The organism is Nocardiopsis sp. Huas11, from assembly GCF_003634495.1.
Lineage (GTDB): Bacteria > Actinomycetota > Actinomycetes > Streptosporangiales > Streptosporangiaceae > Nocardiopsis.
This window is the reverse complement of the sequence record NZ_RBKY01000001.1, coordinates 174,042-192,421: the sequence shown is the minus strand read 5'-3', so window position 1 is coordinate 192,421 and position 18,380 is coordinate 174,042. Positions and strand designations below refer to the sequence as shown.

At 72.6% G+C, this 18,380-nt stretch carries 13 protein-coding genes and 1 pseudogene; 7 read left to right on the top strand and 7 right to left on the bottom strand.

Annotated features, from left to right (window positions below):
- Positions 1-14: 14 nt before the first annotated feature.
- Positions 15-869 (bottom strand): 3-methyl-2-oxobutanoate hydroxymethyltransferase, encoded by an 855-nt coding sequence (gene panB, locus DFP74_RS00810; RefSeq protein WP_121179944.1) that lies wholly within the window; start codon positions 867-869, stop codon positions 15-17.
- A 246-nt stretch (positions 870-1,115) separates the two neighbouring features.
- On the opposite strand from panB, the gene DFP74_RS00800 reads away from it, so the two are divergent.
- On the top strand, positions 1,116-2,711 hold the full coding sequence (locus DFP74_RS00800) for an MFS transporter (protein WP_121187941.1): 1,596 nt from the start codon (positions 1,116-1,118) through the stop codon (positions 2,709-2,711).
- Between the two features lie 12 nt (positions 2,712-2,723).
- Here DFP74_RS00800 and DFP74_RS00795 read toward each other — a convergent pair whose 3' ends face one another.
- Both DFP74_RS00795 and DFP74_RS00790 read right to left on the bottom strand, forming a co-directional pair.
- Positions 2,724-3,335: a DNA-binding response regulator gene (locus tag DFP74_RS00795; RefSeq protein WP_121179943.1), complete on the bottom strand. Its 612-nt coding sequence runs from the start codon at positions 3,333-3,335 to the stop codon at positions 2,724-2,726.
- Complete coding sequence (locus tag DFP74_RS00790; RefSeq protein WP_121179942.1) at positions 3,332-4,492, bottom strand: sensor histidine kinase; 1,161 nt, start codon at positions 4,490-4,492, stop codon at positions 3,332-3,334. Before DFP74_RS00790 ends, DFP74_RS00795 begins: the two co-directional genes overlap by 4 nt.
- A 313-nt stretch (positions 4,493-4,805) precedes the next feature.
- Here DFP74_RS00790 and DFP74_RS00785 point away from each other — a divergent pair, with 313 nt between their 5' ends.
- From DFP74_RS00785 to DFP74_RS34140, 3 genes and pseudogenes are all read left to right on the top strand, one after another.
- A complete protein-coding gene (locus DFP74_RS00785) occupies positions 4,806-5,357 on the top strand; it encodes a hypothetical protein (protein ID WP_121179941.1) in 552 nt (183 codons plus the stop codon).
- 73 nt (positions 5,358-5,430) lie between these two features.
- Complete coding sequence (locus tag DFP74_RS00780; RefSeq protein ID WP_121179940.1) at positions 5,431-8,739, top strand: helix-turn-helix transcriptional regulator; 3,309 nt, start codon at positions 5,431-5,433, stop codon at positions 8,737-8,739.
- 7 nt (positions 8,740-8,746) lie between these two features.
- Positions 8,747-8,863 (top strand): annotated as a pseudogene (locus DFP74_RS34140) (Uma2 family endonuclease); the annotation flags it as partial.
- Here the strand turns inward: DFP74_RS34140 and DFP74_RS33225 are convergent.
- Together DFP74_RS33225 and DFP74_RS00770 are read right to left on the bottom strand one after the other, a co-directional pair.
- Positions 8,844-9,104 carry a hypothetical protein gene (locus DFP74_RS33225; protein WP_147453793.1) on the bottom strand — a complete coding sequence of 87 codons (261 nt, stop codon included), beginning with the start codon at positions 9,102-9,104 and terminating at the stop codon, positions 8,844-8,846. The pseudogene DFP74_RS34140 and the gene DFP74_RS33225 overlap by 20 nt on opposite strands.
- A gap of 166 nt (positions 9,105-9,270) precedes the next feature.
- Positions 9,271-10,632, bottom strand: a complete 1,362-nt coding sequence (locus DFP74_RS00770; RefSeq protein ID WP_197285661.1) for a glutamine synthetase family protein — start codon at positions 10,630-10,632, stop codon at positions 9,271-9,273.
- Positions 10,633-10,889: 257 nt separating this feature from the next.
- Between DFP74_RS00770 and DFP74_RS00765 the strand changes: the two genes are divergently transcribed.
- The 3 genes from DFP74_RS00765 to DFP74_RS00755 all read left to right on the top strand — a co-directional run bounded on the left by DFP74_RS00765 (position 10,890) and on the right by DFP74_RS00755 (position 14,490).
- Positions 10,890-12,668, top strand: a complete 1,779-nt coding sequence (locus DFP74_RS00765; protein WP_121179939.1) for an NAD+ synthase — start codon at positions 10,890-10,892, stop codon at positions 12,666-12,668.
- A gap of 275 nt (positions 12,669-12,943) precedes the next feature.
- Positions 12,944-13,537, top strand: a complete 594-nt coding sequence (locus DFP74_RS00760) for an RNA polymerase sigma factor (RefSeq protein ID WP_121179938.1) — start codon at positions 12,944-12,946, stop codon at positions 13,535-13,537.
- Entirely contained in the window at positions 13,534-14,490 is a 957-nt protein-coding gene (locus DFP74_RS00755) for a hypothetical protein (protein WP_121179937.1), read from the top strand. The genes DFP74_RS00760 and DFP74_RS00755 overlap by 4 nt, the downstream gene beginning before the upstream one ends.
- A 164-nt stretch (positions 14,491-14,654) precedes the next feature.
- Here the strand turns inward: DFP74_RS00755 and DFP74_RS00750 are convergent, their stop codons facing one another.
- Positions 14,655-15,242, bottom strand: a complete 588-nt coding sequence (locus DFP74_RS00750) for a dihydrofolate reductase family protein (protein ID WP_121179936.1) — start codon at positions 15,240-15,242, stop codon at positions 14,655-14,657.
- Positions 15,243-15,368: 126 nt separating this feature from the next.
- Positions 15,369-18,377: an AAA family ATPase gene (locus DFP74_RS00745; protein WP_199725850.1), complete on the bottom strand. Its 3,009-nt coding sequence runs from the start codon at positions 18,375-18,377 to the stop codon at positions 15,369-15,371.
- Positions 18,378-18,380 lie beyond the last annotated feature (3 nt).

The following is an 18,380-nucleotide window of genomic DNA, read 5'->3' as shown; positions in this document are numbered from 1 at the left end:
CGGCCGCGACCGGATCAGGCGGAGTAGGAGTGGCGCTCCTCGGGGAAGGCGCCCTGGACGACGTCGTCGGCGAAGCTCGAAGCGGCCTCGCGCAGCGTCTCGTTGAGGTTGGCGTAGGCCTTGACGAACTTGGCCACCTTGGGGCTGAGCCCCGCCATGTCCTGCCACACCAGCACCTGGGCGTCCGTGGACGGGCCCGCTCCGATGCCGATGGTGGGGATGGACAGCTGCTCGGTGACCTCGGCCGCCAGTTCGGAGGGCACGCACTCCAGCACGAGCGAGAACGCGCCCGCGCGCTCCAGCTCCTTGGCGTCCTTGAGCAGGCCCGCCGCCGCCTCGCCGCGCCCCTGGACCCGGTAGCCGCCCAGCGTGTTGACCGACTGCGGGGTCAGACCGATGTGGCCCATGACCGGGATCCCGGCGGAGACCAGCAGTTCGACCTGGTGGGCCACCGTGTGGCCGCCCTCCAGCTTGACCGCCTGGGCCCGACCCTCCTTCATGAAGCGGCTGGCCGCCTCCAGGGCCTGCTGGGGCGAACCCTGGTAGGAGCCGAACGGCAGGTCGGCCACGACCAGCGCCCGCTGGGTGGAGCGCGCGACGGCGGCCGTCAGCGGAACGAGCTCGTCCATCGTGACGGGAACGGTGGTGTCGTAGCCGTAGACCACGTTGGCCGCGGAGTCACCGACGAGCAGGACGGGGATGCCCGCCTCGTCGAAGACCCGGGCGGTGAGGGCGTCGTAGGCGGTGAGCATCGGCCAGCGCTCGCCGCGCCGCTTGGCGGCGGCCAGGTCGCGAACCGTGACGCGTCGGGAGGTCACTCCGCCGTACAGGGTGTTCCCGCCGGTGGAAGCCTTGGCTGTGGTGTTCATGTGAGCGTTCCTCCGTTGTCTCGAAGCACCTCTGGGGTGTCTCCGGACGTATGGACGAATGGAGTTGTCGCGCTGGAGCGCGAAGGGCCCTGGGGGCCAAGGGGTGCGGCGCGCCGCACGACAGCATCATCGCACGGCGTCCCGACGCCGAATTCCTTGGGATGGAACCCATTTGCGCAGGCGCCGCATTCCCGATAGCCCTGAGTGTCACGGGGCGCGGAGTCCCAGCTCGCATCGGAGGTGTCCGTGGATCGGCAGACCGGGTATCGGCGCAGGTGGGGCGGGCTGGCGGTGCTCATCATCTGCTTGTTGGTGATCGTCGCCGACAACACGATCCTCAACGTGGCCCTGAGGGTGCTCTCCGACCCCGAGCTCGGGTTGGGGGCGAGCCAGTCCCAGCTGGCCTGGGCGATCAACTCCTACACGCTCGTGTTCGCGGGGCTGCTGTTCACGTTCGGGGTGCTGGGGGACCGGTGGGGACGCAGGCGCCTGCTGGTGGCCGGCCTGGTGGTGTTCGGGGCGGCCTCGGCCCTGTCGGCCTACTCCCAGAGCCCTGAGCAGCTGATCCTGGCCCGCGCCGCCATGGGTTTCGGCGCGTCCATGGTGATGCCGCAGACCCTGTCGATCATCACCAACGTGTTCCCGCCCGAGCAGCGCGGACGGGCCATCGGGATCTGGGCCGGGTCGGTCGGGCTGGCCCTGGCGATCGGCCCGTCGGCGGGCGGCCTGCTGCTGGAGAACTTCTGGTGGGGGTCGATCTTCCTGATCAACGTGCCCTTCGTCGTGGTCGGGCTGGCGCTGGCGTTCTTCCTGATCCCGGAGTCGCGCGACCAGCACCCGGGCCGCCCGGACGTCGTGGGCGTGCTGTTGTCCGTCCCCGGACTGGTGCTGCTGATCTACGGCATCATCACCGCGGGCGAGCGCGCGTCACTGGCCGACTGGGACGTGTACGGCGCCCTGCTCCTGGGTGTGGCGGTGATCACATTTTTCCTGGTCCACGAGTCACGCACCACCGACCCCTCCCTGGACGTGCGTTTCTTCCGCAACCCCAGGTTCAGCGTCTCCATCGCCATCATGATGGTGCTCTTCTTCAGCATGTCCGGTCTGATCTTCTTCCTCAGCTTCTACTGGCAGAGCGTGCGCGAGTTCAGCCCGTTCATGGCGGGTCTGCTGGTGCTGCCCGCGGCGGCCGGGCAGATCCTCATGGCCCCGCTGAGTCCCACGCTGGTGCGGTGGGTCGGGCCCCGCAGGGTCGCCGCGGCGGGCGTGCTGGGGGTGTGCGCGACCTTCGCCTTCTTCACCCAGCTGCAGATCGACACCCCGCTCGTGCTGATCATCGTCATGACCTTCGTCCAGGCCTCCTCCATGGCGATCGTCCTGACGCCCGCGACCGACGCGATCATGTCCTCCGTCCCGCCCGGCAAGGCCGGGGCCGCCTCCGCCGTGCAGAACACGGTCCGCCAGGTCGCGACCGCGATGGGTGTGGCGGTCCTGGGGGCGCTCATCTCGTTCCGCTACCGGGCCGGCATCACCCCCGAACTGGAGCGGGTCGCCCAGGAGGAGGACGCGTCCTCCCTGACGCCCGCCGAGCTGCACGAGGCCGGGGAGTCGGTCGAGGCGACCCTGTCGCTGGCCCGGCGGCTGGGCGAGCAGGGAGGCGCCCTGGTCGACCCGGCCAAGGAGTCCTTCCTCAACGGACTGCATATGGGGGCCACGGTGTCGCTGTGCTTCGCGGCGCTGGGGCTGGTGGTGGTCCTGATCTGGATGCCGCGCGAGACCGGCCGCCATCAACCGGAGGAGGGCGCGCCCCAGGAGCAGGAGCCGGAGGAGAGCGCGGGCTGACCGGCACACGCCTCAGATCCAGCCCTCCTCCCAAGCCCGGTGCGCTGCGGCGTGCCGGGAGGAGGTACCCGTCTTGGCCATCGCGGCCGACAAGTAGTTCCGTACCGTGCCCGGGGCGAGATGCACCAGGGCGGCGATGTCGTTGACCGAGGCGCCGGTCCGGGTGGCGCGCAGCACCTCCAGCTCCCGGCCGCTGAGAGGGCAGTGGTCCTCCGTGAGCGCGGACGCGGCGATGTCCGGATCGACGTAGCGGCGCCCCGCGGCGATCTCGCGGATGATCTCGGCCAGCCGGTCGGCGCGCGTGGTCTTGGGCACGAACCCGCTGACTCCCGCCGACAGTGCCCGCCGCAGGACCCCTGGCCGTGCGTGCCGGGTGACCAGGACGACGCGGCAGGGCAGTTCGGCCCGGATCCGCTCCGCCGCGCTCAGGCCGTCGGCCGGAGGCATCTCCAGGTCCAGTACCGCGATGTCGGGCCGGTGCCGCAGTGCCAGGCGCACCGCGTTCGTGGAAGTGGCGGCCTCGGCCACGACGGTGAGGTCCTCCTCCAGGTCGAGCAGCGCGGACAGGGCGCCGCGGAAGAGGTCCTCGTCGTCGGCGATCAGCAGTCGGATCGCTTCGCTCATCCGTTCGTCCCGTCCAGTGGCAGTGCGGCGGTCACGGTGAAGTGCGCGCTCCCGCTCTCCCAGCCAAGTGTGCCCCCGGCCGCCTCCAGCCGCTCGGCCAGGGAACGCAGTCCCGTGCCGGTCCCGCCGTCCCGTCCCACCGGGCGGTCGCTGCGGACCCGCAACCGGACGCGGCCCGCGGCGGCGTCCAGGCCGATGCCGACCGAGCGCGCGCGGCTGTGGCGCAGCACGTTCGTGGTCGCCTCGCGTACCACGAACCCGAGGAGGGCACGGGTGTCGTCGGGGAGCGGACGGTCCTGCGCGGCGGGTCCGATGTCGGTGCGGACCCGGATGCCCGCGCTCGTGAGGACCCCGGCCGCGTTGGTGATCTCCTCGTCCAGGGACGTGCGCCGATAGCCCTGGACGACGGCCCGGGTGTCCCGCAGGGCGTCCCGCGCCAGATCCTGCACCTGCCGCATCTCCGCCGTGGCACGGACCGGATCGGTCCCCGCCAGCCGGGCGGCCAGCTCGCCCTTGAGCGCGATCACCTGGAGGTGGTGGCCCTGGATGTCGTGCAGTTCGGCCGCGAACCGCAGCCTCTCCTGCGCGACGGCCAGCCGGGCGGCCAGTTCGCGCGCGCCGTCCAGGCGTTCGGTGACGTCCCAGGTCCACAGCATGCCGAACACGACCCAGGTGAGGACCACGAGCAGGCCGGGCGGGAAGAGCACCGCGGACGGTCCCGCGCCCTCGAACGCGCCCGGGATGGCGAGCAGGACCGCCGCCGCGGCGATCAGTGCGCACGCGCGGCGCGGGGGCAGGAACATCGCCACCAGCGGCACCATCACCGCGGGGGCCACCGACCACACGCCGTCGTCGTGGGAGATCCACAGGAGCCCGCCGAGCACCGCGGCGCCGGTACAGCCGAGGGCGGCCCACCCGAGGGGGACGCGGCCGTGCGGGGGCCCTGCGAGACGCCGTCCGAACAGGACCAGGACCGACACGGCGGTGGCGGCCATGGCCACGGACGCGGTGACCCTGGCCAGGGCCGGCACACCGGGCTCCAGGAAGGGGGGACCGAGGACGGGGACCAGGGAGAGGACGGTGGCTCCGGCCAGGCTCCACCAGGTGAAACGGCGCAGAGGGGCGAGCCGGGGGCCGCCGCGCGAGGGGTCGTGCACGGGCTCATTGTCCCAGTGGACGCCTCCGCATGACAGATGTCATCCGCGCATGTGACAGACCCACGTCGGTACCGCGGTTTCGGCACTACTGGGGCGCGGCTCGCCTCGGGACCCTGGAGAGCAGGGCGGACGACCCGCCCGGTACCGGGTCCTATCCCCGGACCTCACCCTGAGGAGGAACACCATGGAGACCGCGAACGACAGGCCCGCGCCGATCCCCGACCCTGGTGCCGGGCAGGCCGGGGGTACTCGGCGGACAGGAACCGACGGAAGTGAAGCGCCCGGGGCGGCGTCACAATCCCGTTGGCGGCGGTTGGCGCGGTTCCTGGGCGACCGCTGGCCCACCGCGCTGGCCGTGCTGACAGCGGTCCTGGTGTTCGGCGGCGGTAAGACCGACGAGGAGGTGCGGGGCTTCGCGGAGATCCTCCCGCTCCTGCCCCTGCTCTACCTCGTCGTCGCCAAACTGCAGCGGCGCGGCGCGACCTGGCCGCTCCTGGCCGCCTCGTTCGCCGTCATCTTCCTCCTGCGGACGCTCGACGTGCTCTCGCCCGCGGCCGTCTTCTCCGCTGCGGCACTGGTGGTCCTGGTCTGGAGCGTCCTCGACGGCCACCTGGCCCGATCCGGCACGTTCCAGGTGCAGGCACTGGGGATGCTGGTCTTCGGCGGGCTCGGACTGGCCGGCCTGGTGGTCGACCCCGGTCTGGGCCGCTACCTGGTGGCGGCCGGATGGCTCTTCCACGGAGTGTGGGACTTCGTGCACCTGTGGCTCGGCAAGGTGGTGGCGCGGTCCTTCGCCGAGTGGTGCGGGGTGGTCGACGTCTGGGTCGCCGTCGTCCTGGTCTTCGGGATCGGTCTCGGCTTCTGACCGAGCGCGGGCTGACCCGGACGGCCCTGTGGACGACCGCCCGAACCCGAAGAAAACCGCCATACTTGGGGCCATGCAGGTCACCGATCTCCCCTCCGTCTTCGTCGGACGCGACCGCCACCTCGCCGCTCTGGGCGCGGACGGGCGCCGTGTCCGCCGGGAGGGCGCCCGCGCGCTCCTGGTCTGCGGCGACGCCGGGGTCGGCAAGAGCCGCCTGGTCGACGAGTACCTGCGCACCACGCCCATGGCCCGCACCGCCGTGGGCGGATGCCTCGAACTCGGCGGGGACGGACTCCCCTTCGCCCCGTTCACCACGCTCCTGCGCCGGCTGGCCCGCGAGGAAGGGTCACCCGCCGCCCAGCACCGTGAACTCGCCCGCCTGCTCCCCGAACTCCTCCCCGACCCCGGGTGGCCGCGGGACCCGGGCTCCGGTGCCGAGGGCGGTCCCGCCACCGGTCGGCGTTCGGGGTCCGGTGCCGGCGACGGGCGGGGGCGAGGAGGCACCTCCGACGATGGCCCAAGGCCCGTGCCCGGCCTCGGGCGGGGATCGGACCCTGGACTCGCTCCCGGTCCCGGGTGGGGACCGGACCCAGGATCTGCGCCTAGCCCTGGGTGGGGCCACGGCCCCGGCGCCGGTCCTGACCCGGGACCGAGGCCCGAGTGGGTCCGGGATGCCCGTTCGGCCCCTGGGCACGGACATGCCTGGATCCCCGGCCCGGACCCCGGCTTCGCACCGGGATCCGGGAGCGGAACCGGTACCGGCCTCGGCGACCAGAGCCGGGCCCTGCTCTTCGAGTCCGTCCTCACCTTCCTGGAGGAGCGCGCCCGCCCCGACGGCCTCACCCTCGTGATCGAGGACCTGCACTGGGCGGACGCCTCCACCCGCGACCTCCTCGTCTTCCTGCTGCGCAACCTGGGCGACGCGCCCGTCCACCTCCTGGTGTCGGTGCGCACCGACGACCTGTACCGCGCCCACCCGCTCCGACGCCTGCTCCCCGAACTCCAACGGCTGCCCCGCGTCGGGCGCCTGGACGTGGACCCCCTCAGCCGCGACGAGGTCGCCGCCCAGGCGGCGGGCCTGCGCGGCGGTGCGCTGGACCCCGCCGACGTCGACCTGCTCTACGCGCGCAGCGGCGGCAACCCCCTGTTCGTGGAGTCCTTCCTGTCCGGCCCGGGGCCCGTCGGCGCGCCCCTGCCCGACCGGCCGCGCGACCTGCTGCTGTCCACCGTGGAGCGCCTGCCCGAGACCACTCGGCGGCTGCTCGGACTGGCCGCCACCGCCGGGGACCGCGTCGACCACGCCCTGCTCGCCGCCGTCGCCCGGCGGGCCGGGACCACTGAGGACGACCTCGACACCGCCCTGCGCCACGCCACCGACGCCCAGGTCCTGCGCACCACCGACACCGGCTACACCTTTCGCCACGCCCTACTCGCCGAGGCCGTCTACGACGACCTTCTGCCCGGTGAGCGCGTCCGGGCCCACCGCCGCTACGCCGAAGCCCTCGAACGCGGTGTCCCCGGCCTGACCGACGCCCAGACCGCCGTGCAGCTCGCCCACCACGCCCACGCGGCCCGCGACCAGCCGCTCGCCCTCCCCTGGGCCTGGCGTGCGGCCGACCACACGGCCCGCGCGGCCGCCTACCCCGAGCACCTGGTGCTCCTCGAACGCGTCCTCGAACTGTGGGACCTGGTCCCCGACGCCGCCGAACGGATCGGCCATCCACGCGGCGAGGTGCTGCGGCTGGCCTCCGCCGCCTGCCTGCTCGCCGGGTCCCCACGGCGGGCGGCCGACTACGCCGCCGACGGCCTGCGTGAGGTGGGGGCCAGTGATTACCACGACTCGTCCGCACCGCCCCCCGTGCACGCCGAACTCATCGCCGGACTCCGGCACGCGCGTGCCCAGGCGCTCAAGGAGCTCGGTCGCGACGGCGCGCTGGAGGACCTCGCAGACGCCTTCATCGTGTTGCCGCCGGGACACCCGCAGCGGGCGGCGGTGGTCTCCACCCTGGCTGCCACGCTCATGGTGCGCGGCCACCGGGACGAGGCCCGCCGCAGCGCGGGCCGTGTCCTGGCGCTGGCCCGTGAACTGGGGGACCGCCGGAGCGAGGCCGACAGCCTCATCACCCTGGGATGCACCACCGACCCGGACGAGTGGCAGGTGGGCCTGGAACTGCTCGCCGAGGGCATCGCCCTGGCCCGCGAAGGCGGGTATCCGCAGGTGGAGCTGCGCGGTCTGAACAACATCAGCGGGGCGCTCAAACGACTGGGCCGTACCGAGGAGAGCGTCCAGCGATCGTTGGAGGGGCTGCGCCGCTGCGAGGAACTGGGCCTGACCCGCACCCAGGGCGACATCTTCTACTACGGGCTGGCCGTGACCAGGGCCAACCAGGGGCGCTTCGCCGAGGCCGAGTCCCTACTGGAGCAGGTCACCACCGATGCCCTGGTCCAGGCACGTTCCCTCAGCGTGCGCATGCACATGGCGTACTACCGCTGTCGGCCGGACTGGATGCGACTGGCGACCGAGGAGTTTCGCCGACTGCTGCCCGAGCACACCAGCGCTCCCACCGAACACCTTCCGGTCCGCATGTTCACGATGGCCCAGGCCGCCGTCGAGGGACGGCTGGGCGAGGCCTTCGATCTCGCGCTCGGACTGCTGGACCAGACCTGGGACCTGGTGTCCTTCGCCGACGACCTGCACGTGCGCGCGCTGCCGTGGCTGGCGGAGGTGGCGGTGGCGCTGGGGGAGGCACCCGGTTGGGAGGAGGAGGCCGAGGCGCTCACCGCCGGGGTGGCGGAGGAGGCCGACCGCCTGGCGGCCCACACCGAGCATCCCGACTACCGGCTGGCCAGGCACCTGGTGATGGGCCTGATCGGCGAGGATCCGGTCCGGGCTCTGGCGGACTGCGAGGCCGCCGTGATCCTGGCCCGTCGGGGCGGACTGGTGCTGACCGAGGCCGAAGCACTGGTCGGCGCCACCCGTGCCGCCTTCCGGGCCGATGACCGTGAGCGCGCCGCCCGCCATCTGGACGCTGCCCGCGCCGTCGCCGATCGGCATGGACTGGTGCTCCTCACGCGGCGTGCGGAGCTGCTGCGCCTGCGCCATCATCTGCCCGATCCCACCGTGCCCTTGGCGATCACCGCGGGGCTGGTCCCCGCGCCCGCACGAAGACCGCTGCCGGCCGGGCTCACCCGCAGGGAGGCCGAGGTCCTGGCCGAGGTGGCCCAGGGGCGCACCAACCCGGAGATCGGGCGGGCCCTGTCCATCAGTGCCAAGACCGTGAGCGTGCACATGAGCAACCTCATGGCCAAGCTCGGGGTCTCCAACCGCAACGCCGCCGCCGTTCGCGCCCGCGAACTCGGTCTCGACCGCCCCGGCCGGTGACCCGCGTCGTCCCGTCCGTGGTCAGTACATGGACCGCAGCACCCATCCCTACGGCGAGGCTGTTCGGATTCCCGGGCAAGGAATGGCCCTGGACACCGAAGCCCTCAAGCGGTTCGCGCGCTGATGACTGACCGGGGCCGTCCCTCCGCTCTCCAGGGGGAGGGCACCGACCACGGTAGGCGGTCGAGGGTGGCCTCTTCCCGCCCGGCACCGCTCTCGGTATCGGGCCGGTAGAACGCGTCGCAGGTGATCTCGGAGGGCAGGTCCCCTGCAGCGGCGTCCTCGCCCGTGCCGCAGCCGGGAGCGGCCAGCAGACCGGTGGCCCCGGCGAGCGCGGCTCCCCATACCCGTGCGCGTCGCGTCATCGTGCTTGCCTCCGTGGCCTTCCGTCGCCGGTCCTGTGCCGGATACGACGTGCTCACCGCGAGCCGCGTTCCCGTGACGGGGGAGGAGGACCGGACGAGGCGGAGACGAAGCGCGGCCCCGCCGGTCGGTGACCGGCGGGGCCGCGTGCGTCTACGACAACCGTGGCTAGAGCGTGGGCAGGTAGCGCTGGAGCTCGTACGGCGTCACCTGGCGGCGGTAGGAGTTCCACTCCGCCTTCTTGTTGCGCAGGAAGAAGTCGAACACGTGCTCGCCCAGGGTCTCGGCGACCAGCTCGCTGTTCTCCATGATCCGCAGCGCCTCGTCCAGGCTCTGCGGCAGCGGGCGGATGCCCAGCGCGCGGCGCTCGGCGTCGGTGAGCGCCCACACGTCGTCCTCGGCACCCGGGGGCAGCTCGTAGCCCTCCTCGATGCCCTTGAGGCCGGCGGCCAGCACCACGGCGTAGGCCAGGTACGGGTTGCAGGCGGTGTCCATCGAGCGGATCTCGATCCGGCTGGAGTTGGACTTGCCCGGCTTGTACATCGGCACCCGCACGAGCGCGGACCGGTTGTTGTGGCCCCAGCAGATGTAGGCCGGCGCCTCGCCGCCCATCCCGGCCGAGGCCGCCGGGTCGTCCCACAGCCGCTTGTAGGAGTTCACCCACTGGTTCGTGACGGCGGTGATCTCGTCCGCGTGCCGCAGCAGGCCCGCGATGAACCCGCGGCCCACCTTGGACAGCTGGAAGTCCGCGCCCGGCTCGTAGAAGGCGTTGCGGTCGCCCTCGAACAGCGACAGGTGCGTGTGCATGCCCGAACCCGGGTACTGCGTGAAGGGCTTGGGCATGAAGGTGGCGTACACGTCCTGCTCCATCGCCACCTCCTTCATCACGAGCCGGAAGGTCATGATGTTGTCGGCGGTGGTCAGCGCGTCCGCGTAGCGCAGGTCGATCTCCTGCTGGCCCGGACCGCCCTCGTGGTGGCTGAACTCCACCGAGATGCCCATGGCCTCGAGCATGTTGATCGCGTTGCGCCGGAAGTCGTGCGCCGAGTTGTGCGGCGTGTGGTCGAAGTAGCCGCCCGAGTCGTTGGGCTCGGGGAACTCCCCGTGCTCCGGCATCTTCTTGAGCAGGTAGAACTCGATCTCCGGGTGCGTGTAGAACGTGAAGCCCAGATCGGATGCCTTGCTCAGCTGCCGCTTGAGCACGTGCCGGGGGTCCGCGGGGGAGGGGGAGCCGTCCGGCATCAGGATGTCGCAGTACATGCGCGCGGTGCCGTGCGGCTCGTTGCGCCAGGGCAGGACCTGGAAGGTCGACGGGTCGGGCTGGGCGAGCATGTCGGCCTCGTACACGCGGGCGAAGCCCTCGATGGCGGAGCCGTCGAAACCGATGCCCTCGGAGAAGGCCGCCTCCAGTTCGGCGGGAGCCACCGCCACGGACTTGAGGTACCCGAGCACGTCGGTGAACCACAGCCTCACGAACCGGATGTCGCGCTCCTCCAACGTGCGGAGCACGAATTCCTGCTGTCGATTCACGATCAACCTTCCTCGATGCCGGTCAGTTCCGGACCCGGATCCTCGCTCGTGGAGCCAGGCCGGAGACAGTGTCCCAGACCCAGTCTGCCCTGCTGATATTTCCGGAGTATTTCCACAGGCCCAAGTCAAGCCGTGCTCTGTGTCTCCCGTCCGGGCCCCTCGCCCGCGGCTCTCGTCCGCATCCGCAGTATGCCGTCCCCCACCCCGGCCGTGTCCACCCCGTGCCCCATGGCGCCGTGTTGACTAGGCTCGCAGGCGTGGCACAGCTGAGAATCGCACTCGCCCAGGTCAATCCCACCGTCGGCGACCTCGACGGCAACCGCCGGCTCGTCGTCGCCGCCGCCCGCGAGGCGGCCGAGGCCGGAGCGCACCTCGCGGTGCTCCCGGAGATGGTCGTCACCGGCTACCCCGTCGAGGACCTCGCCCTGCGCAAGTCCTTCGTGTCGGCCTCCATCAAGGCCACCAGGGCCCTGGCGGCCGACCTCGCCGAAGCGGGGCTGGCCGACCTGCCGACCGTGGTCGGCTACCTCTCCCGCCGAGAGGACCAGTCCGCGCCCGGCGCCTCCCCGGGCCAACCCGCCGGCGCGCCGCAGAACGCCGTCGCCGTGCTCTACCAGGGCCGGGTGGCCGTCACCTCGGCCAAGTACCACCTGCCCAACTACGGCGTCTTCGACGAGTTCCGCAACTTCGTCCCGGGCGACACCCTCCCGGTCGTGCGGGTGCGCGGGGTCGACGTCGCCCTGGCCGTCTGCGAGGACCTGTGGCAGGAGGGCGGACCCGTCACCGCCACCCGCGCCGCGCGCGCCGGACTCCTGGTCTCGCTCAACGGGTCGCCCTACGAGCGCCACAAGGACGACGTCCGCCTCGAACTGTGCCAGCGCCGCGCCCGCGAGATCGGCGCCGCCCTGGCCTACGTCAACATGGTCGGCGGCCAGGACGACCTGGTCTTCGAGGGCGACTCGCTGGTGGTCGACGCCGAGGGCGACCTCGTGGCCCGCGCGCCCCAGTTCAGCGAGACCCTGCTGGTCGCCGACCTCGACCTGCCCGAGGCCGTCGACCGTCCCGAGGACCCCGACCGGGTCGACGGACTGCGCATCGTCCGCCGCACTCTGACCGCCACCCCGGTCGACTTCTACCCGCCCCTGAAGAACACCGTCACCCCGCGCCCCGACCCGCTCTCGGACACCGGCGAGGTCTACCAGGCCCTGGTCACGGGCCTGCGCGACTACGTCGTCAAGAACGGCTTCCGTTCGGCGCTCGTGGGGCTCTCGGGCGGCATCGACTCCGCCCTGACCGCCACGATCGCCGTGGACGCGCTCGGCCCCGACCGCGTCCACGGGGTCCTGATGCCCAGCGAGTACTCCAGTGAGCACTCCCTCAGCGACGCCGAGGACCTGGCCGAGCGCCAGGGCTTCGCCGCCCGCACGGCGGCGATCGCTCCCATGGTCGCCGCCTTCGAGCAGGCCGCCCATGAGACCGGGGCTCCGCTGACCGGCACGGCCGCCGAGAACCTCCAGGCCCGCGTGCGCGGCACCCTGCTCATGGGCCTGTCCAACCAGGAGGGCCACCTGGTCCTGGCCACCGGCAACAAGAGCGAGGCCGCGACCGGCTACTCCACGCTCTACGGCGACTCCGTCGGCGGATTCGCGCCCATCAAGGACTGCTGGAAGACCCTGGTGTGGGAGCTCGCCCGCTGGCGCAACGACGAGGCGGCCCGGGAGGGCCTGACCCCGCCCATCCCGGAGAACTCCATCTCCAAGCCGCCCAGCGCCGAGCTGGCCCCGGACCAGCGCGACTCCGACTCCCTGCCCGACTACGCGATGCTCGACGCCGTCCTGGACGCCTACATCGGCACGGACAAGGGCGAGGCCGAGCTCATCTTCGCCGGATACGACCCCGACCTGGTCCGGCGCGTCATCAGCCTGGTCGACCGTGCCGAGTACAAGCGCCGCCAGTCCGCCCCGGGCACCAAGATCAGCTCTCGCAACCTCAGCCGCGACCGCCGCGTGCCCATCACCAACCGCTGGACGGTGTGACCCGGAGTCCCCGGGCTCCTCGATGAGCTCTGGCACCTCGAAGGTGCTCCCGAGCCCTCACCGCACCTGTCCGCGCCCGTGCACGGGCCGTGCTGTCGCGCACCTGTCGTGATGCCGTGCACGGGCCGTGCTGTCGCGAACCTGCCGTGCTGTCGCGAACCTGCCGTGCTGTCGCGAACGGGACCCCGATTCCTCGGACGGACCCGTAACGCCGCGCCGGGTCCGGACATGTGCGTGGTGAAGGACGCACCACCACCGAGGGAAAGGGTGTCCCGTTGCCCCGACGACTCCCGGCGCCGACCAGGGAGCAGGCGGTCGCACGGTTCGAGGAGCTCTACGACGCCTCCTACCGCGACGTGCTCGCCTACCTCCTGCGGCGCACGCAGCAGCCGGACCAGGCCGCCGACCTGGTCGCGGACGTCTTCACGGCGGTATGGCGCCGTATCGGGGACGTCCCACCCGGCGACCAGGCCCGGCCCTGGGTCTTCGGCGTGGCCCGTCACGTGCTCGCCAACCACCGGCGCGGCGCGCGCCGCGTCAACGCGCTGTCCGCACGGCTGCGTTCGGAGCTGCGCGAGACGACCGTGGTCCACCCCGGGCTCGGCGAGATCGGCGAGATCGGCGCGGTGTTCCGCTCCCTGTCCGACCAGGACCAGGAGATCCTCGCCCTGGCGGGCTGGGAGGAACTCGACGCCGGTCAGATCGCCGTGGCCCTGGGCTGCGCCCGGGGCACCGCACGGGTCCGGCTGCACCGGGCCAGGAACCGGTTCGCGCGCGCCCTGCGCCGCGCCGGCCTGGAGATCGACGGCGGCCCCGCCCCCTCGGCGGCCACGCGCCGAACCACCACAGTGAGAGGAGCGACGTCATGACCGATGACCGGATCGACGAGGTGGTGGGCAGGCTCCGCCCCGAGGTGGAGGCGTCCTCGCGACTCGACCCGGCGGCCCCGGCCGCCCGCGAGCTGCGATCGATGATCATCGCCCAGTCACAGGAGAACACGCAGATGTCGCTCAAGCCCCGAACCCGACGGCTGCTCATCGCCGCCCCCGTCACCGCGGCCGTTGCGGTGGGCGCGGTCGCCGCCACCGTCCTGCTCACCCCGGCCGGCCCCGACGGGGACGGATCACCGCTGGCACCGCCCGCGGCGCAGGCCGCCGTCCTGGAGATGAGCGTGACGGACGGTGTCGTCGTCGCCGAGGTCCTGGACCCCACGGCCGACGCCGAGCGCTACGCCGCCGAGTTCGCCGAGCACGGCCTGAACGTCGACATGAGGTTCGTTCCCGCTTCGCCCACCGCCGTGGGCACCCTCGTCTACCTCGACTCCGACGCCTCCGGAGAGGCGGCCGAGGAGAGGGAGATCGAGATCCTGGAGGCGCCCGAGCAGTGCGCGCCCGGAGGCGGCGGCGCCTGCCCGGTCGGGGTGAGCATCCCCGAGGGGTACGCCGCTCCGGTCGAGATCGTCTTCGGCCGGGAGGCCGAACCGGGCGAGCCCTATGACTCCAGCAACGCCGCGACCGCCGAGGGCGAGGCCCTGGAGGGTCTGGACGCCGCCGGCATGACGATGGGCGAGCTGCGTGCCGCCCTGGCCGAGCGCGACCAGGAGATCGCCGAGTACCGGCAGGATGTCCCGGCCCAGGCCGGCGACGACCAGCCCGTGGCCCAGCCGTCCGCGGCGGACGCCCCGCCGGAGCTGGACCCCGCCTCCGGCGGTGGGGAGACGATCGAGCTCGCCGAGGACGAGGTCGGCGACGACTGGCTGGTGGAGGACGTGTCCCTGTGGGCGCCCGGAGAGGTCCTGGTCTTCGTCACCGAGCCCGTCTAGAGCGGCTCCGCGCGAGTCCGGCGATCAGGGGCCGGCTCGCGGGCGGGCACGTGCGTGACCACACGCTCGTGGCCGCCCGCCGCGGGATCGGAGGTGCCGACGGTGTCGGCACCTCCACCCGCGCGTTCCGGGACCCGCGGCGCCGCGCGGGACCGCGGCCGGGCTCACTCCGCCGTCGGCGCGGTGCGGCGGAAGAGCGTGTAGTCGGCTCCGCTGTCGAAGACGGTGCTCCGTACACGCTCGAAGGCGGCCGGGGCGAAGGCGCCGTCGAAGAACGGACGCCCGGCTCCGGCGATCACCGGGTAGCGCTTGATCATCAGCTCGTCGATCTCCGGCAGCAGGGCGCCGGCGGCGGTCGGACCGCCGACCAGGCACAGGTCCAGGTCGCTCTCCTCCCGCTTGAGTTCGCGGACCAGGGCGAGCGGGTCGGAGTCGACGACCGTCACGTCCGGGTCGGTGTCCTTGGCCAGGGTCCGGGACAGGACGTACTGGCGCATGTGCGCGTACGGGCTGGTGATGCCCTCGTCCAGGGCGACCTGGTAGGACCCCCGGCCCTGGAGCATCGTGTCGAACGTCTGGTTGGGGCGGTCGAGGCCGATCCGGGCCCGGATGTGGGTCGGGACCAGCTCGGGGTACTCGCGGAGGAGGAACTCCCCGCAGTCGTCGGCGTTCGGGAAGAAGTCGAAGGAGCCGTCGGGCGCGCAGACGAAGCCGTCCAGCGATACCGCGACGAAGTAGGTGAGAGTGCGCATGGTCCTCCTTGTGCGGCCCAAAGACCACGACGGTTGAAGTGCTTTATTTAAAGTACTAGAAGCGTAGTGGTTTGTCGAGCGCACCGATCCGAACCCGCCCTGGGGGCAGGTTTCGGAGTCGGTGGTTCAGACCAGGCCGAGTTCGCGGGCGCGCGCTCCGGCGGCGGCGCGGTTGGCGACCTTCAGCTTCGCCAGGATGTTGGACACGTGCACGCTCGCGGTCTTGGGGCTGATGAACAGCTCCGCCGCGATCTGGGCGTTCGTGCTCCCCGACGCCAGCAGGCGGGTGACCTCCAGTTCCCGTGCGGTCAACCCCGCCGGGGACGGCGGCGGCGCCGCGTCCTCGCCCAGCCCGACGCCCAACCGGCGCGCCAGGTCGGCGGCCGAACCCGCCAACGGCGCCGCCCCGCACGCGGAGGCCGTCTCGAACACCTGCCGGGCCCACTCCGCGGCCCGCTCCCGCTCGTCCGCCGCGACCGCCGCCTCCGCCGCCCGCAGGCGCGCCTCGGCCAGGTGCAGGCGCAGGGGCGTGTGCTCCCAGGCGCGCACCGCCGCCGACCAGTGCTCCAGCAGGGCGGGGCCGTCCGCGCCCTCCGCCTGCGCGGTGCGCGCCGTGACGGCGGCGTGGTGCGCCGCCTGGACGGGGCCGTGGGCCGGCATCTGGTCGGTGACCTTGAGGGTGAGCGCGCGTACCCGTGCCGCGTGCTCGACCGTCTCCGGAGCCCGCCCGGGGGCGGACGCGCGCCGGACGGCCTCCGACGTCAGGTCGGCCATCGGCCAGGAGTACCCCGGCGCGGCCTCCAGCTCCAGCTCCTCCAGCAACCGCCGGGCCAGCTCCAGCGCGCCGTCCAGCCGGTCCTCGGCCAGCCGCGTGTCCATGATGCCGAGGGCGGCCAACTGCACGATGTTCATCCGGTGCGCGCGCAGGATCTCCTGGTCCAGCATGGGCCGGACCCACGCCAGAGCGGTGGCGGTGTCGCCCTGGGCCACGGCGACCCGCATCAGCACGCTCGCGATGTAGACGCGCTGCTTCTCGGAGGGGCGGGTGCGCAGGACCGACTCCACGATCTCGCGCGCGGTGGCCAGGTCTCCCAGCTCGAAGTGGATCTCGGCGCGGTTCTGGTGGTTGAAGTGGCTGTGCACGGACGCCCACCCCAGGGCCCGGTGCCGCTCCAGGGCGTCCTCCAGGATCACCAGGCCCTCTTCGTGCCGGCCCTGCTCACGCAGGAAGTGCGCCATGTTGCCGACCCCGCGTGCCTCCAGGTTCGGATCGTTGGTCAGGCGCGAGCGCGCGATGCCCTCCAGGAACAGGGGGCGCCCGGTATCCACGTCGCCCTCGGCCATGCTGATGCCGCCCAGGGTGATCCGGGCGTCGGCGGCGGCGCACACGTCGCCCCCGCGACCGGAGGCGGAGACCTCCACGGCCGCCTCCGCCAGCCGCCGTCCCGTCAGCCCGCGCTCGGCCAGTTCCCTCAGCTGGAGCTGGTCCGGCGAGGGCTCGCGGTCCAAGCGGTAGAGCAGGCTCGTCTTGGCCAGGATCGACAGCAACTGGCCGTACCCGGGCATGTGCGGCGGATGCAGTTCCAGGGCGCGCACCAGGTCCTCGACGCCGCCGCCCTTGAGCATCTGGGCGCGTGCCTGGCCGCGTCGGCGCAGCAGTTCGGCGCGCACCGCGAGGGTGTGGTCGTCCTCGGCGTCGTCCGCCAGGCTGGCCAGGGCCTCGTCGGTCAGTTCCCGGGCCCGCTTGGACCGGCCCGCCTCCAGCGCGGCCGAGGCGGCCGCGCTGACCACCTGTGCCCACGTGCGCCCCTCGACCCGTCGCTCGGCGTCGGGGACCCGGTCCCACAGGTCCAGCACCCGCTCCAGCATGTCCAGCTCCTCGCTGAAGGCCAGGGTGTCGCCGGCGCGCACCGCCGCCCACCACGCGGCCTGGAGGGCGCTCGGCAGGTCCTGCGCCGCCAGGAAGTGGTGCGCCTGCTCGGCCGCGCGCCGGTCGGCGGGGACGGCGTCGGGGTACTCGTCGATGAGCTGGGCGAAGCGCAGGTGCAGCCGCGAGTGCGGGCCCGGCAGGATGTCCTCGTGCACGGCGTCGCGCAGCAGGGCGTGGCGGAACCGGTAGTCGGTGCGGCCCGCCCGCAGTACGTTGGCGTCGACCAGGGTGTGCAGGGCCCCTTCCAGCTCGTGTTCGGGCAGAGCCGCCGCGTGGTAGAGGATCTCGTGCTCGATGCTCTCGGAGACCGCGCCCACCGACGCCACCCGCAGGACCGCCAGCGCGGTGTCGTCGAAGCGGTGCAGCGGTTCCAGCAGCAGGTCGCGGAAGTGCTCCGGCACGTCGGGGTTCTCACCGGTGGTGCAGGAGTCGTCCGCCGCCAGGGACTCCACGAACAGGGGGATGCCGTCGGTACGGCGGTAGAGCGCGTCCAGCTTCTCCGGCGGCAGCTCCGCGCCCCGGATGGCCGCGGCCTGGCGGCCCACCTCCTCGCGGGTGAGGGGCTCCAGGCGCAGCCCGAGCACGTTGGGGGCGCGCTCCAGTTCGGGGAGCAGCCGCCGCAGCGGGTGGTTGCGGTGCAGGTCGTCGCTGCGGTAGGTGCCGATGATCAGTATCCCGGGCAGGTCCAGGTTGCGCACCAGGAACACCAGGAGGTCGCGGGTGGCGCCGTCCGCCCAGTGCAGGTCCTCCAGGACCACGGTCAGCGGCGCGTCCTGCGCGGCCTGGGTGAACAGCCGCAGCACCTGCTCGAAGAGGATGCCCCGGTTCTCCCTGCGGTCCTCGGGCGCCTCGCCCAGCTCGGGCAGCAGGCGGGCGAACTCGCCGACCCCGCCGGGGGCCGCGGCCTCGAACGCCTCCCGTCCGCGCTCGCGCAGGAACTGGCGCAGCACCGCGGTGAAGGGGGCGTAGGAGAGCCCGTCCACCCCCAGCTGGAGGCAGCCGCCGACGTAGACCGCGCCCTGGAGCGGCGCCGCGGTGAACTCGCCCACCAGGCGGCTCTTGCCGACCCCCGCGTCCCCGCCGACCAGGACCATCCCGGACGTCTCCGTGCGCGCGCGCTCGGCGTACTCGCCCAGGATCCGCAGCGGTCGCTCGCGCCCGACGAAGACGGGACAGGTCTGCACAAGTTGGGGCATAGAAACCATTAT

Coding starts and splice junctions, on each gene's coding strand:
- panB (WP_121179944.1), bottom strand. CDS start 869: ATGAACACCACAGCCAAGGCTTCCACCGGCGGGAACACCCTGTACGGC.
- DFP74_RS00795 (WP_121179943.1), bottom strand. CDS start 3,335: ATGAGCGAAGCGATCCGACTGCTGATCGCCGACGACGAGGACCTCTTC.
- DFP74_RS00780 (WP_121179940.1), top strand. CDS start 5,431: ATGCAGGTCACCGATCTCCCCTCCGTCTTCGTCGGACGCGACCGCCAC.
- DFP74_RS33225 (WP_147453793.1), bottom strand. CDS start 9,104: ATGACGCGACGCGCACGGGTATGGGGAGCCGCGCTCGCCGGGGCCACC.
- DFP74_RS00755 (WP_121179937.1), top strand. CDS start 13,534: ATGACCGATGACCGGATCGACGAGGTGGTGGGCAGGCTCCGCCCCGAG.
- DFP74_RS00750 (WP_121179936.1), bottom strand. CDS start 15,242: ATGCGCACTCTCACCTACTTCGTCGCGGTATCGCTGGACGGCTTCGTC.
- DFP74_RS00745 (WP_199725850.1), bottom strand. CDS start 18,377: ATGGTTTCTATGCCCCAACTTGTGCAGACCTGTCCCGTCTTCGTCGGG.